At 46.6% G+C, this 14,940-nt stretch carries 10 protein-coding genes, 1 tRNA gene and 1 pseudogene; 9 read left to right on the forward strand and 3 right to left on the reverse strand.

What is annotated here, in order from left to right; genetic code table 11:
• Positions 1–81: 81 nt before the first annotated feature.
• A complete protein-coding gene (locus HGH47_RS11640) occupies positions 82–951 on the reverse strand; it encodes a hypothetical protein (protein ID WP_432912493.1) in 870 nt (289 codons plus the stop codon).
• An 80-nt stretch (positions 952–1,031) separates the two neighbouring features.
• Between HGH47_RS11640 and HGH47_RS11645 the strand changes: the two genes are divergently transcribed.
• Positions 1,032–2,204: an HD-GYP domain-containing protein gene (locus tag HGH47_RS11645; protein WP_253676346.1), complete on the forward strand. Its 1,173-nt coding sequence runs from the start codon at positions 1,032–1,034 to the stop codon at positions 2,202–2,204.
• A gap of 42 nt (positions 2,205–2,246) precedes the next feature.
• Here HGH47_RS11645 and HGH47_RS11650 read toward each other — a convergent pair whose 3' ends face one another.
• Positions 2,247–4,679, reverse strand: coding sequence for an endonuclease MutS2 (locus tag HGH47_RS11650; RefSeq protein ID WP_432912501.1), 2,433 nt, complete (start codon positions 4,677–4,679; stop codon positions 2,247–2,249).
• A 294-nt stretch (positions 4,680–4,973) separates the two neighbouring features.
• Here HGH47_RS11650 and HGH47_RS11655 point away from each other — a divergent pair, with 294 nt between their 5' ends.
• From HGH47_RS11655 to csrA, 8 genes are all read left to right on the forward strand, one after another.
• Positions 4,974–5,834 (forward strand): flagellin, encoded by an 861-nt coding sequence (locus tag HGH47_RS11655; protein ID WP_253676344.1) that lies wholly within the window; start codon positions 4,974–4,976, stop codon positions 5,832–5,834.
• A gap of 80 nt (positions 5,835–5,914) precedes the next feature.
• Positions 5,915–7,468: a hypothetical protein gene (locus HGH47_RS11660; RefSeq protein ID WP_212566193.1), complete on the forward strand. Its 1,554-nt coding sequence runs from the start codon at positions 5,915–5,917 to the stop codon at positions 7,466–7,468.
• Positions 7,469–7,839: 371 nt separating this feature from the next.
• A tRNA-Asn gene (locus HGH47_RS11665) sits at positions 7,840–7,912 on the forward strand.
• Between the two features lie 192 nt (positions 7,913–8,104).
• Positions 8,105–8,599, forward strand: a complete 495-nt coding sequence (locus HGH47_RS11670) for a hypothetical protein (protein WP_212566192.1) — start codon at positions 8,105–8,107, stop codon at positions 8,597–8,599.
• 31 nt (positions 8,600–8,630) lie between these two features.
• Positions 8,631–10,508 carry a flagellar hook-associated protein FlgK gene (gene flgK, locus HGH47_RS11675; protein WP_212566191.1) on the forward strand — a complete coding sequence of 626 codons (1,878 nt, stop codon included), beginning with the start codon at positions 8,631–8,633 and terminating at the stop codon, positions 10,506–10,508.
• 161 nt (positions 10,509–10,669) lie between these two features.
• A complete protein-coding gene (locus tag HGH47_RS11680) occupies positions 10,670–11,914 on the forward strand; it encodes a flagellar hook-associated protein 3 (protein ID WP_212566190.1) in 1,245 nt (414 codons plus the stop codon).
• Positions 11,915–11,980: 66 nt separating this feature from the next.
• A complete protein-coding gene (gene fliW / locus HGH47_RS11685) occupies positions 11,981–12,427 on the forward strand; it encodes a flagellar assembly protein FliW (protein WP_212566189.1) in 447 nt (148 codons plus the stop codon).
• Positions 12,421–12,642 (forward strand): carbon storage regulator CsrA, encoded by a 222-nt coding sequence (csrA, locus tag HGH47_RS11690; protein WP_006188992.1) that lies wholly within the window; start codon positions 12,421–12,423, stop codon positions 12,640–12,642. The genes fliW and csrA overlap by 7 nt, the downstream gene beginning before the upstream one ends.
• A gap of 143 nt (positions 12,643–12,785) precedes the next feature.
• Here csrA and HGH47_RS11695 read toward each other — a convergent pair.
• Positions 12,786–14,940, reverse strand: a pseudogene (locus HGH47_RS11695) (hypothetical protein); the annotation flags it as partial.

Below are 14,940 nucleotides of genomic sequence, written 5' to 3' on the forward strand. Positions count from 1 at the left end.
CTCGTCGTTAAGCAGTTATACACGGATGTAGAACTGCTTAACAGTCTATTTTCAAAAGCGTTGGATATGGGAGCATCTGCGTCAACGTATCAGCGCGGGGGTATCCGCAAAAGTTTCTGATGGGGTTGCCTTGATTTCATCTTCCTTAAAAAGCCAAACTAGCGCATCGTCGATTGCTTTTGTAAGGACAAGCACATGAATATTTTGTTTTTCTTTCTGTGCATGTTTTTTCCAGTGCTGCAATGAACGTTTTTTTAATTTCCGTTTTTCCTCTTCGATCTGTGTATCTACCTCATCTTTGCTCACATCAATATAATGATATAATCCGCATGCCATAAAATAAACACTGAGCAATCGAACAAGCGGGTCTTGCTCCGTTTCCAGCACGTATGAAAATTTCTCTGCTGCCTCGCGGTAGCGTTTTAACATCTGTGCCGAAAATGCATCATAAAATGGTACCCACGGAGAACTTTGGTGAGGTTGTCCGACAATGCGAGCCATAAAGTTTGCAAGCCCTTGATAATCGTTCGAAAGCAGCTTAGCCGCAGCAAAACGGGAACCAAAGGTTCTAAGATATTTCGGTTTATCCTCTTCGAGTACACGTTCAAGCCGTTTTAATATTTCAAAATCCCCCAATAAAATACTGATTTCACACAGCAGCCGTACTTTTTTAGCGGTAAGATGATGCTTTTCAAAAATTTCCGTTTCCAAATAGAGCGAAAGCGCCGGCCAATCTTCAGATTCAATGGTCGTTATGAGTTTCCAGTTGTTGATAAAGAATATATTCATTCCCAGCAAGAGAATCATAAAAAAAAGGACGAATACCCAATAGTTTTTGAAAAAGCTGCCGATAAATTCAGTACCGGCAGTAAAGAATGAAAAAGAAAGCACTGTAAAGAAGATAGTCAACAGAACAGCATTAAAGATAATAATAAGCACTTTTAATTTCATTCAAAATCTCCTATAATCTCTATAATAGATGGTGTGAGTCTTTTGATCACACTTTCAGTGTACTACAGGAGCGTATTTAAGTGAATACATTGAAACTTTTAGAGCTGAAAACCCCCGTATATTTTACGGAGGACGTGTACATTGATAAAAAGTTTTTATTGTTTACAAGGGAAAGTTGTTTTACGGATGAATTAAAAAGACTTCTTTCCGAATGGCAATTTACGCTTCTCTATACAAAAGGAAACGCCACCGAAGAAAACCCTCAAAAAAAAGAAAATAAGGGGGAAGAAAAAAGCGATGCATCCGACAAAGGTCAAGTCCTAACCGATCAAAAACTTTCCGGCGAGTTAGTAGAAAGAACCTATCAAAAATTTTATGCTTTTACCGACGAAGTGTATGGAGCCTATCGGAACAGGCAGGCGCTCGATACCGAAAATGTAACCGCCAAGATGAAGGAATTCTGTACTTTTGTACAAGAAAACCGGCAAGCCGTACTTATTTTGCAATCGATTATGCCGTATAACGTGGACAATTTTCTTGTTACCCATTCGATTCGCTCGGCGGTTTTTGCTATCATAGTCGGTATGGAACTTAAAATGCAAAATCATCAGCTGGTTGAATTGGCAATTGCCGCTTTACTGCATGAGATAGGTCTTATTCATATTGCCGAAGACATTTATTCCAGAGAGGGAGAGCTGTCGGATGAGGAAAAAAAATATCTGCATGTGCATCCGGTTCTTTCCTGTAAAATATTAAAGAAAGCTAAATTTCCGCTACCGGTTTGTCTCGGTACACTGGATCATCATGAACGGGAAAACGGTACGGGGTATCCGCAAAAGCTGACCGGTGAAAAAATTTCTCTTTACGGAAAGATTCTGGCAGTTGTCTGTTCTTATGAAGCGATGACCGGCGAACGTAAGTATAAGAAAGCCGACGATCCTGCGACGGGATTATTAAATGTTTTACGGCGTGAACCTTCGCAATATGATGAAGAGGTTCTAAAAGCATTCTTAAATGCACTGTCGTTTTTCCCTATCGGTAGTTTTGTATACCTTTCAAATAACACTGTTGCACAGGTAATCGACAGTAATTCGGAAGATCCTCGTTTTCCCGTTGTACGTGTTATCGACAAGTCTGCAAAAGCGGCTTTTTCGGAAGCTATTCGCACGGCAATGGATGGCATTCGTATCATGCGTCCTGCGCGTAAAGAAGAATGGATCGCCGCTCTTAGTAAGGGGAAGAAGAAAGCGTAACTTCGGCGGACATCATCAATGACTATACATCCTGTCCTACCGTTACCATAGGCGCACGATAGTTTTGCCGGTACCGCCGTGTTCGGGACGAGCAAAGAAAAATTCTGCGATGTACGGAGCGGCAGCAAGTTTTTCGTGTACCATCGTCTGCAGTACGCCCTTTCCTTTTCCGTGTACAATCGAAAATTCCCGCATATTATGCATCAAAGCAAGATCGAGCTGATTTTGTAAGTGTTTTTCAGCTTCGTCAAGTCTCATTCCCAGTAGGCGCAGTTCAAGCTCAGGACGACTTTCCTTATGCAGCTCCGCCTCTACCACAACCTGCGGTGTGCGTAATGGTGCGATGCCGGACAAGTTGAGCGGTTCAAGTTTATCGGCGGGGAATGTCATCTTAACGGTATCGACTGCCACCAGCCAGTTCTTTTTTTCCTTTCGGATAATGACGCCGCGTCGGTGCAGGTGAGGAATAAACACTTCCATGCCTTCGGTCAGTATTTCGCTTACCGGAGCGCCGGTTGCAGACATACCGTTTGCGGGTTTGCCGCCTCCTTGTTCCTGCTCCCGATTCCGAAGCGCCTGCTGTAGAGCGGAAAGTTCCTCCTGTTCATTGCGGATATCCGTTTGCTCTTCTGCAAGCATTTGTCCGAAATCGGCAAAGAACTGCTTGAGCTTACTTGTTTTTTCGTGCGTCAGCTCCCCTTCTTGAATTTCCCGCACGAGGTTTTCTATTTCGTTGCGCTTTTGCTCGAATAAATCGTTCAAGCGTTTATATCCCTGCGAGCGGAGAACTTGCTCCTTTTGGCGGAGCTTGAGCGCGTTTAAATCGAAGCGCCGCTGCTTTTCTCTCAAGGCTTTTTCCGTCTCGTCTTTTTCCCGTTCAAAGACCGCAAGCTGCTCATGCTTTTCCATCAGCCCTTTGATGAGGGCGGCGGCATCGGCGGAACTGTCCGCCATATAAGCTCGTGCGGCGCGGATAACGTCAGGACTTAATCCGTTTTTTTCCGCAATATCGACGGCGCGGCTTTCACCGGGTATACCCATCAGTATCCGGTATGAAGGGCGCAGCGTCGCTTCGTCAAAGGATACGGAGGCATTCACGCAGCCGCTTTTCCGGTACGCATAGTTTTTTAGCACACCGTGATGGCTTGTTACAAAGACGCACGAGCGGCGGACAAATAGCTCATCCAAAATCGCCATAGCAAGTGCGCCGCCCTCTTGAGGATCGGTACCGCTGCCAAGTTCATCGAGGAGGATAAGGCTTTCCTCATCCGCCGCTTCCAAGAGCTCCCCAACAGTGCGCATATAGGCGGAAAAGGTGGAAAGCGAGCGGTCGAGCGATTGCTCATCTCCGATAGCGCAGCCGACATAGCGGAACACCGGCAGCCGCGTTTCTTCTCCGGCGAGTACCGGCCAGCCGGTTTGATTTAATAGAACAAAGAGGGCGGCGGTTTTTAAACTGACTGTTTTACCGCCGGTGTTTGGTCCGGTGATAATCAGTATCCGCTCTTCCGGTGTCAGTTTAAGGTCGATGGGAACCGCCGCCGTACCGAGAAGCGGGTGCCGCGCCGCCTGTAAATAAAAGTATTGAGTGTTCCCCGTGTCGGGTACAAAGACACCGTTTTCCGTATATGCCCAGCGGGCGGCGGCGGCGGCGCAATCCAGTTCCAGCACGAGCCTGTATGCCTGCTCAAGTGCCTCCGCTTCATCCGCGAGCTTTGAGCTGATGCTCACCAATAGGCGGTGCAGTTCCTGTTCATACTCCGCCTGCGCCCGCATCAATTCGTTATTGCGCAGCACAATACTTTCAGGTTCAAGGTAAAAGCTTTGCCCCGACTGGGAGTATTCGTGGATAATGCCCTTAATCCGCCCCTTAAAGTTGGAACGCACGGCGATAACCTGCCTGCCGTTCCGCAGCACGGGCGCAGGCGTTTGCAGCATTCCCTTGGTAGACTCGTCGGTACAGTAGCTGCGCATTGTTTTTTCAATATCAGCTTCGATACGCTGCATCTTTTTTCGGATGGCCGTCAGCGAGGGGATGTCCCGCAGCGCTCCGTTTTTATCTATAAACGAAAACACCGCCTGCTCGGTTTGCGGAAGCGGCGGTATCGATTCGATGAGTGTACATGCGGCGCTGTCCGTCCGTTTTTGCTTTATAGCCCAAGTCTTCAATTCATCGACTTGCAGCGCCAAAAGCCCCGCCGCGTAGAGTTCCTCTATAGTAAGGCAGACGCCTGCGGTATGGAGCTGTTTTAATACGGAATTGAGCGGCGGGAGATTTTTAATCGGGAGCGGTTCATCAGCTTGTAAAAACGAGAGAATATCCCGCCCCAGCTCCTTTGCTGCGGCAATCTCCCCCGCATCCTGCAAGGGGCGTTTTTGTAGGCAGCGTTCTCGCGCCTCTTCCGACTTGCAATATCCTGCGATAATCTCCGCGATGCGGAAAAACTCTAAAACTTCTAATGTATGCGGTGTCATTACGCTCATAAATCTATCAGTTTTTACTATTTATCGATAGAGGCTTCCGATATGCCGATTTACAAATAATATCCCGACAACCCTCATATTTTTTCTTTTTTCTTCTTAAGTGTTTTGCGATAACTCCGATATATGTAATAAGCACAGTGAAAAGGTTGTGCGCCCTTCATTGTGTTACGTTCTTCTGTGTCGGATAGCAGAGGATCTGGAAAATAATTATTGACATATCGGCAGGGATGCCGTGACGGACGCCGCAAGGTAAAACTCGTCAAAAATCGCCGAAGGAGTAGCAATATGATCATTAATCACAACATGAGCGCTATGTTTGCACAGAGAACTCTTGGCCAGACCAACGTGTACACTCAAAAAAACATAGAAAAACTTTCATCCGGTTTACGCATCAATCGTGCAGGGGATGATGCTTCCGGCTTAGCAGTTTCCGAAAAAATGCGAAGCCAAATCCGTGGCTTAAATAGAGCAAGTGCCAACGCTCAAGACGGCATTTCCTTTATTCAAGTTGCCGAAGCCTTCTTGCAGGAAACAACTGATGTTATGCAGCGCATCCGTGAATTAAGTGTTCAGTCTTCGAACGGTATTTACAGCGCCGAAGACCGCTTGTACATCCAGGTTGAAGTATCTCAGCTTGTTGCTGAAGTTGACCGGATCGCAAGTCACGCACAGTTCAACGGTATGAATATGCTTACCGGTCGTTTCGCTCGTGAAACAGGGGAAAACACCGTTACCGCCTCTATGTGGTTCCATATCGGTGCTAACATGGATCAGCGCGTACGTGCGTATGTCGGTACAATGACCGCAAAAGCGCTCGGTGTTCGCGACATTGGTGACGAATCGATTCTTACAATCGATACGCCTGAAACAGCAAACCGTGCAATCGGTACCCTTGATGAAGCCATCAAGAAGATCAACAAACAGCGGGCTGATCTTGGTGCATACCAGAACAGACTTGAGATGAGTGTTGTCGGTATCAACGTTGCAGCGGAAAATCTCCAAGCCTCGGAATCACGCATACGTGATGTCGACATGGCTAAGGAGATGGTAGAATTCACCAGAAACCAGATCCTGACGCAGTCCGGTACGGCAATGCTTGCACAAGCTAACCAGCAGACACAAAGCGTAATGTCGCTGTTGCGCTAAGCATTAGAGAGTGACGGAAAAGGTTGCCTCCTACTAGGAAGCAACCTTTTTTTTTATTATAATCGCTTCCGTTATACATTATGCGACAACTTACCGAACTGGATATTTATATATTAAAGCAAGAATTCCCTCAGCTCAGCCTTACCGAAGACCCTGACATTGAACGCTATTTTGAATTTCGTTCTTTGAATAGACAAGCAGAAGCATTGCGGCTCTATAATACAAAATTGATACATCGATATCCCGATAATAAAATGCGGGTACAGTTGATGACCTATTACCGAAAGCACGATTATCGATTCCATATTTTGCTTACCGATTCACTTGTTCAGCTTGCGGATCGGACTGTTGTTCAAGTCAAAAAAGTTATTATTTTCTTTGCAAACACTATTGCTCCGTTAAAACGTGCAGAGGTCTATACGATTATTAAAGTATGCGAAAAAGTCATTAATGCTATTTCGCCGAATCGATTTGCTGCTATTAGTTTTACCGAAAGATATACACGGTATGCCGAAAAGCTTAAATACCATGCTGCCGATATGCGGCAAGCTGCCGATATCATCCGCATGTATATTACCGATACGATTTCTTCTGTGCGGGAATATCGTGAAGAGCAGGATCGAAAAAACGCTCAAGAGAAAACACGAAGAGCGCTTCAAAAGGCGAAAGCTTTCGTTGTCGATTTTTCAAAAATTGTCTTCACAAAAGAACAGATTGCAGCAATCACCATACCTTCATCCATAATCCGTATCGAAGATAAAGTACTCGCCTATACTATGAAGTATTGGAATCGTTATGCCGACGGCGCCTTTGAAAATATACTGCTTTTGTACAGCAGGAAATACGGCACTAATCATTATGCGATTTTTCATTCGGTAAAAGTAGGCAGGGTGCGTAATTGGAAAGATGAAGAGCTGCTCCATGCGGTGCTCGCGAATGTAGCGCAAGGATACTATTACAGCATCACCGGAGATTTATATTTACAGCGAGCTTGGAAGCAGTTAAAGTTTAATCTGGAACCTACGCAGGCTAAAGGGTTGCCCGTACCGGCTGTAAAAAAAACAAAAGCGGTAAAACAAACAAACCAACAGACTGAAAAAGCAACGGCTCAAAAAATGACGGCAAAAAAAATCGGCAAAACGGAGAAGGAATCTGCTGCCACACGTAAGAAAAAAGAGACGGAAAGAAATGTTCCGGTCAATGCCGTCTCTGTGTCAGTATCTTCAATACCGGAATCAGAAGTATCTACTCCGAAACAAACGATCGGTGAAAAAACATCGATTTCCGTTCAAATATATCCCATCAATGAGCCTAAAGAGCTGCCGATATCTATCGCCGAAACAGTGAAAAAGGTAACGGGCAAAAGCTACGGCATCTACCGTGATCTCTTCTTTAAAGAAGTCCGTTCGGCAATCCGCACAATTCTCCAACATGCGGCGGTACAAAAATTATCGTTCTTCGGCAGCGAACAAAACAACGCCGAGAATATCATTTATCGATTTTTAGAAACCAATTACGACAATCCCTATCAGCAATGGCAGGGCAGCAGAGAACAAGCCGATGTGTTTGCTCAAGGGTTCCGCATCGACAGCCTCGAACCGATCATCCGCCTTTGGGCAAAAGAAAACCTCTGATGCGCAGGACAATCGCATTAGACGCTTTTGCAATATATCCGCAAACTTGTTACGGCTTAGAGCCATCACCATTCGTGGCGGTTTTGCAGAATCAATATTTTTTTAGAAATAGTCTTTCCGTTAGCCTCTTAAAAATAGGTGAGGCAGATACGAGGCCTGAACAAAAATTACCCGCAGGCGTGCTTCTGCACGTTGAGGATTAATTTTTGTGAAATAACGAAGTAGCTGCCCACATATTTTTAAAAGGAAAGGTTGAACAGCCCATATATTAAACCTGTTCGGAAACTTCCGTTTCTGAACAGGTTTTATCCGAAATGCTTGACATTTTTTTCTATTTTCGGTATAAAGTTGTCCATAGTTATTTATCACTTTCCCCTGTAGCTCAGTAGGCAGAGCAAGTGGCTGTTAACCACTGGGTCCGTGGTTCGAACCCGCGCGGGGGAGTTTTTCAAAGCTCAAACAGTGTGGCTGTTTGAGCTTTTTTTATTTTAGAAACAGAACAAACGCATCAGATGAATAGAAGCAATATCGCAGTCTCTGTATTCTGCGGGAAATGCACCAAGAAGTCTGATGCGTTTCCCGATTTTCCTCAAGGTTTTCCTGTAAATTCCGACACTGTAGCAGAAGGGGTATTAGATGGACAAAATATCGGCTGCAGAGAAAATCGAACAAATCTTGCATCAGCAAATTACCGTGATGAAAGAAGTATATGCATATCAAAAAGAGCTTTCCGACTCCGTGCGGAACCGTTCATGGGAAGGCATTGAACGCTGCGTACTGAAAAGTACGGAGGCTTCCAATGAGTTTTTACGGCTCGATAAGCAGTGTTTTTTGCTTCTCAATCAGCTTGATCCGTATAACGAAGAGGTACGTGATTTTTACGGCTACATTGCATTGCTGCCTACGGAAAATCAAAAAAAGCTCAGTTATTTATATCGCAGTCTGCAGCAGCAAGTGCAGCTCTCAAAAACTGCAAACGATACGCTTGACGCTTATGTGACGCACGTACAGACGCTGGTACAAGATATGATGGATGCCGCAGAAATCGGTACAAGAACGTCATTTTATACCCGCACCGGTGCGCCGAGCCAATCGAATTACAGCAGTTTGGTTATCGATACGGTATTTTAACGGATAGTATTCAAGGAGGAAGGTGATAAAAATGTCTACATTTGCTTCGATTGAATTAGGAAAACGCAGTTTGTTTGCACACCAGCAGTCCATTCAAACTGCCGGTCATAACATATCGAACTCATCCACGGAAGGATATACCCGTCAGCGTGTTCAGCTCGATTCTTACGAGCCGCTGTACCGTCCCGATCTTTCACGGGCGGAAACTCCCGGACAAATCGGACAGGGTGTTGCCGTCAGCTCCATTACCCGCCTGCGCGACGAGTTGTTGGATCAGCGGATTGTCGCACAAACCGATCAGCAGGGGTACTGGGAAACACGCGATTCCTACATCTATATGCTTGAACAGCTGTATAACGAACCGGAGGATACTTCGGTGCGAACGCGGCTCGATCAATTTTGGGATTCGTGGCAAGAGTTGTCGGTCTATCCCGAATCAGCGGCGGCGCGCAGTGCGGTTGCTACCCGCGCAAAAACGCTGACCGATGCCGTGCACCACCAATATCGGGGCTTGCAGGGCATCCGCGATATGATCAACGGAGACATTGAAGCGCGGGTTAAACAGGTAAACTCCTTTACTCGGCAAATTGCGGCGCTCAATGAAGAAATCGTAAAAGTCAAAGCGATGGGCGACAATCCTAATGACCTGATGGATAAGCGCGACGTCTTAACCGAAAAACTTGCCGACCTTATCTCCATCTCCGTAGAAAAGCGCGATGCCGACGAATCCTATATCATTTATTCGGACGGTATGGAATTGGTACAGGGGCGGACGTTCCGTACCTTCGGTCTTAAAAGCGGTGCCGGAAACGAAGGATATGCCGATGTCGTATGGGAAGATTCCGGTAATCTTGCACACTTCGGCGGCGGTAGACTGGCTGCCCTTATCGAACTGCGCGACGGAGATGTCCGCGACGAAATCAATAAACTCGATACGATGGCGATGAACTTTGTCGACCTTGTTAACGACATTCACCGCAATGCAATGGGCTTAAACGGAAAAACCGGTATCGATTTTTTCAAAGAACAATATTTTATTAACAATACGGTCGGTAATTTTGACCGGAACGGCGACGGTGAATACGATTCTTCATATATCTTCCGTTTGACCGGCGCATATAGTCTTGATCCGCGCGAACAAATCGGATTGGAAGGGACGATCACCCTTTCCGCAGGAACGGGAACGGTTCAAGTACCCTACGCTTCCACCGATATGGTCGCCGACCTTGTAGACCGCATCAACCGTTCCGGCGCAGAAGTCGTCGCGTATCTTGATCAAAATAACAAGCTCGTGCTCAAGGGGACGGCGGCGCAGGACACCGAAAATCCCGACTTTGTTATCAGACACGTCGAAGATTCGGGGCGCTTTTTAGCGGGATACGCCGGTGTACTGACCGGAAGCGGTGCGGAAAACGCTTATGACTGGCAGCAGCCCGATGCGGTGAATGTACTGTCGCAGGAAGGCGCCCAGTATGCGGTTTCCCCCATTGCGCACCCCTCCGGCTGGATGGAAATCAATCCGGTTGTCGTAAGCGATTTACAAAATATCGCCGCCGGTTACCCCAGTCCTGAAGGTGTCCCCTACCCCGGAGACAACCGCGCCGCCGTCGCTATCGCAAAGATACGGAATACGCCGGTTATGGTCGGCAACACCCGCACCTTCGACGAATTCTTCGCCGAGGCTGTTACCGATATGGGCTTAAAGGGTGAACAGGCCGAGCTTGCGTTGAATACGCAAACCGCTATCGGTAAGGAACTCCGCGATATGCGTGACTCGATTTCCGGCGTTAACATCGACGAAGAATTGGCGGATATTATTAAATTTCAGCACGGCTACAATGCGACAGCTCGTTTTGTCGCTACCGTCAACGAGATGCTCGACACCGTGATTAACCGCCTTGGAGTCTAGGCAACGGTAAATGTATCAGGGGTAAACTAATCGAAGCCGCAGAATAAAAGCGGCAGGAAAACCATTTGAATCGTGAAGCGATTCAACTCTGGTTGGACGGCCGCTTTTATTCTGCGGGCTATATCACAAAGCCCCTGATACATTTACCGAAAGGAGTAGGTATGCAACGGATTAGTTCAAATATGCAGCATTCGGACAGCAGCTATTCGGTGCGGAGACAGGAAAGCAGGCTGCACAAGGTAAATAGTCAACTCAGTACTCAGCGGCGCATTCAGCAGCTCCGCGACGACCCTATCGCGGCCGGACATTCGGTACGCTATAAATCGTTTCTCGCGCGGCTGGATCGCTTTGAAAAAAATGCTAAGACGCTCAACGACCAATATAAAGTTGCCGAGGCGCCGATGCAGAGCGCACTCAGCATTATGCAGCGGCTCCGCGAACTTTCCGTCGCGGGAGCGACCGGCACTTATACAGCTTCCGATCTTAAAAAGATGGCGCCCGAAGTAGATGAGCTGTTATACGAGCTTGTCCAAACGGCGAACAGCTTTAGCGCAGACGGCACTCGTCTCTTTGCCGGCACGAAAAGTTTTACCGAACCTTTTGAGATTGTGATGGGCGACATCGACGGCGCCGGTTCCGCCGTTATCACCAATGTACGGTACAACGGTTCCATCGACACCAAACAGGTGGAAAGCGATGAGCTTTCGTTTATGGATGCGAATCAAGCGGGGAACCGTATCTTTTGGGCGGAACGACAAACACTCTTTTCCGCAACCGACGCACGGAACTTTGTTGTACAGCAAGACAGCGCCATCGAGGTTGACGGAGTAACTATCCCGCTCATCGCGGGCGATAACGTTTATGCGATTATGTCTAAGATCAACAGTTCAGGCGCAGCGGTTAAGGCTTCGCTCGACCCTGTTACCAACGGTATGAATATCGAAACGACCGATGCACGGCAGCTCTGGCTGCGCGATGCCGGCGAGGGAACCGTGCTGTCTTCGCTGGGGCTTGTTAAGCCGCAGCAGCGGCCGCCGTACAACCTTGCCGATTCGGTGCGCGTGTCGGGAGGTTCGCTTTTTGATGCGGTCATCGCGATGCGCAATGCGATGTATGCAGGAGACCATGAATCGCTCGGCGGTAAAGTGCTCGGCAGTGTGGACGGCGCTATCGACAACCTCGCCGCGCGGCTTGCGGAAAACGGTTCCCGCTATGAACGCGCGGAAGCGGCGCTCGCACGCTTGAATACACAGATACCCAACGTAACGGAGGCTGAATCCCGCGAAGCCGATTTGGATTTGACACAAGCTATTTCCGATCTTAAAATGTATCAGTATACTCATCAAGCATCGTTAAGCACGGTTGGCAATTTGTATAAAAATACACTACTTAATTATTTAAGATAACAGACCTGTTCGATAACTGCGTTTTCGAACAGGTTTAACGATGACGTAAGGAAAGGGAGTTTTAGTATGGAAATAAAAACGAAGGCGCTGGGTACGGTTATGATTGAAGAAGATCAAATCATCACCCTGTCCGAAGGTTTTTACGGATTTAAAAAATATCACCGCTTTGCATTGCTCGATGCAAAGCAAAAACCGTTTATATGGATTCAGTCGCTTGACGATGCAGAGCTTGCCTTTATCGCCATCGATCCCTTTATCTTCCGACCCGACTATGAACTGGATATCGATGACAGTTTGCTTGAGCCGCTCGGCATTGAATCGCCTTCCGATGTACTGGTATTTGCATTGGTTACCGTTCCGTCGGATGGGTCGGCAATTACGGCAAATCTGCAAGGCCCGCTCATCATCAATAAAAAGAATAAAAAGGCAATGCAGCTGGTCATCGGCGGAGAAAAATGGAAAACCAAGCATGATATTGTCGCTGAAATGAAACGCGGAGGTGAACCATGCTAATCCTTTCCCGAAAGACAAACCAAAAAATCCGCGTCGGCGATTCAATTGAAATTACCGTTATTGAAGTACGGGGCGATCAGGTAAAAATCGGCGTTGAAGCCCCCCGCTCCGTCAAAGTATTCCGCGAAGAAATTTACGACGAAATTCAGCGTGAAAATAAAGCGGCGCTCGCCACCGGCAATATCGATTCGCTTGCTCAGCTGGGGTTAAAGTAACCAAGAGAAATTCTGATTTGCTTTGATGATTTAACCATTGTCGACGATTATATATTCCGCACTGCTGCATACCTACACGATTAAAAAAGCTCCCCCGCCGGATACCCCGACGGGGGATTAAAGATTTTACCTTACAAAAGCGCCTACTTTCCTACATAGAATGCCGCGCGGTAATCCGAATCGGTTTTAAACCCTACCGCAACAGGCATCTTTTCCGTAGTATTGTAATGCTTTGCCTGCGTTTCAATACAGATACGGTTGTTTGCCGCCCGTTGATCAAGAGGCGTGGTCATTGTTTCCCAGCCAGCTACATCCGTTCCCGTATTGCTAAAGTCCATAGCGGTTTTATAGGCAATGCGGATAGCATCGTAGGAGTTGGGGCGGGACATGTACGTGATATAGGGCGTTGTACCGTCCATGGTCATATCTATAAACATACCGGAATCATCCAATACTTCCGAAGCGTCAAACGCATACTTTGTTTGACCGTCATTGGACGTATTCGTGGATTTTACATACACCAGTTGCCCTCTGGTATTTTGGAACGCGATATGTAAATGCCCGTCACTGTCGACACATGCATTGATGTAGTCGCTTGCATTCTTACCATTCTTGTCCGAAGAATCGAGAACCTTTTGAATCGTCCAATCTCCTGATGACGTAGGCTGTTTTGATTTACTCCTTGCAAGGCGTAAGCTTCTCGTAGCGGCATCTATGTACGCTACAACAGGATATCCGTCCTTAGTTACCGCAACGGCGATAGATTCCCACACCGCATTTGAAACGGAGAGTCCATCTTCAAAGTTGTTTGGATCGTTTAGTATATACGGAGTCTTATAATTTGAGCCGTTGGGACTCACAAATGTAAATATATTATTGGGCGGATCAGGTGGTACAGCTGTATTGACCAAGTGATCCGGAACTTTACATTCTCTATCTGTTATGTCGGTATTGCCGTCTATGACACACCATGGGAGTGCATGAGCTATTGTATTCGGTTTTTTACTGTCATCTACCCAAGCGAATTTTACAGCTGAGGTTAATCTGTCATAATAGACAACATAGATATTATCGCCGGAACGCACTGTCCGTATGTTTTTAAACTGCTGCAATTCATTATCGTAGGTATATAGTTCAAATCGATACACATTAGTATGCCTAGTTCCAACGAATGCATCCTTATCATAGAGGTATATACCGCCTGCATACTCAGGAGTGGTATCATTCCACGGGTATTTTTTTTCACCCGAGAGGTCTCCATTGCCCCAGTTCTTAGCACCTCCACCTTGATAATTTGCAGCATAGAGTACATTTACTTCCGTTTCGTTTACAGTTATATCGGTTTCTTCCGGCGGATCGTATCCTGTAAACAAACTTTTTGTACCGTCTCCATCTACGGCTACGGCAACAGCGTCATTTCCCGTAAATGTATTTGAATAATACACGGCCTCAGTTGAATAATTGCTAAACGACGCATAGAGTGTACCGTCACTATTTTTAGTCATTGCAGGATAGATGGCATTTTTGCTGCCCTTAAACGTATCCTGCGCATTTACACGCCAGATATGCACCAATCTATCGTCGGAATATTCCTTAGCTCCATATATATCGGCTTCTTCCGTATTGCTTTCGGTATACGCATTTGTATTATTCACCGCAGCAACCCCGTTTACCACAAGATGCAGGTATCCGTCTTTCGCCGTATCCGGCACTTTAAAGGTAAAAGACGAACCGTTCAAAGCAAGATTCTCCATTGCAACTGGAGAAGAACCGGTTCCGTCTTTATTTGCGGTTATCTTTAAAGAGGTACTGCTTCCAGCAGCAAAGTTAAAGCCGGTAAGCGTATTACCTTCTTCCCCGCGGAGTAAGGGTACGGCGCCGCTTCGTGCTCTGTTTGTATTATATGTGCTGTTTCTGCTGATGCCCGTAATATACGGCACAACATCCACCTTCTTGCTCTCAGACTTGGTATTTGCTTGAGCCGTATCTTTTACCGTTACGGTAATGATTTTATCGGTTCCGACGACGCCTGTTATCTTTGAACTGTCCCAATCAAGCTTCCATTTGACGGTATGCCCCTTTTCAACACTGAACTCATTCGATATAACAGTGAACTTCCAGCCGTGTGTATCAAAATCACCGGACTCTACCGTAAAATTACCGGTTGAAGCGCTATACGTTGCAAGCTTTGTATCGGTTCCGCTTCCGGCATCGGCTATACCGGTAAACGTAAAGTCTTTGATTTTTGCCCAAATTTCCGTGATAACCTGATCGTCATACGCAGTTCCTGTAATGCTG

The organism is Treponema sp. OMZ 805 (genome assembly GCF_050937395.1).
Classification (GTDB): domain Bacteria; phylum Spirochaetota; class Spirochaetia; order Treponematales; family Treponemataceae; genus Treponema.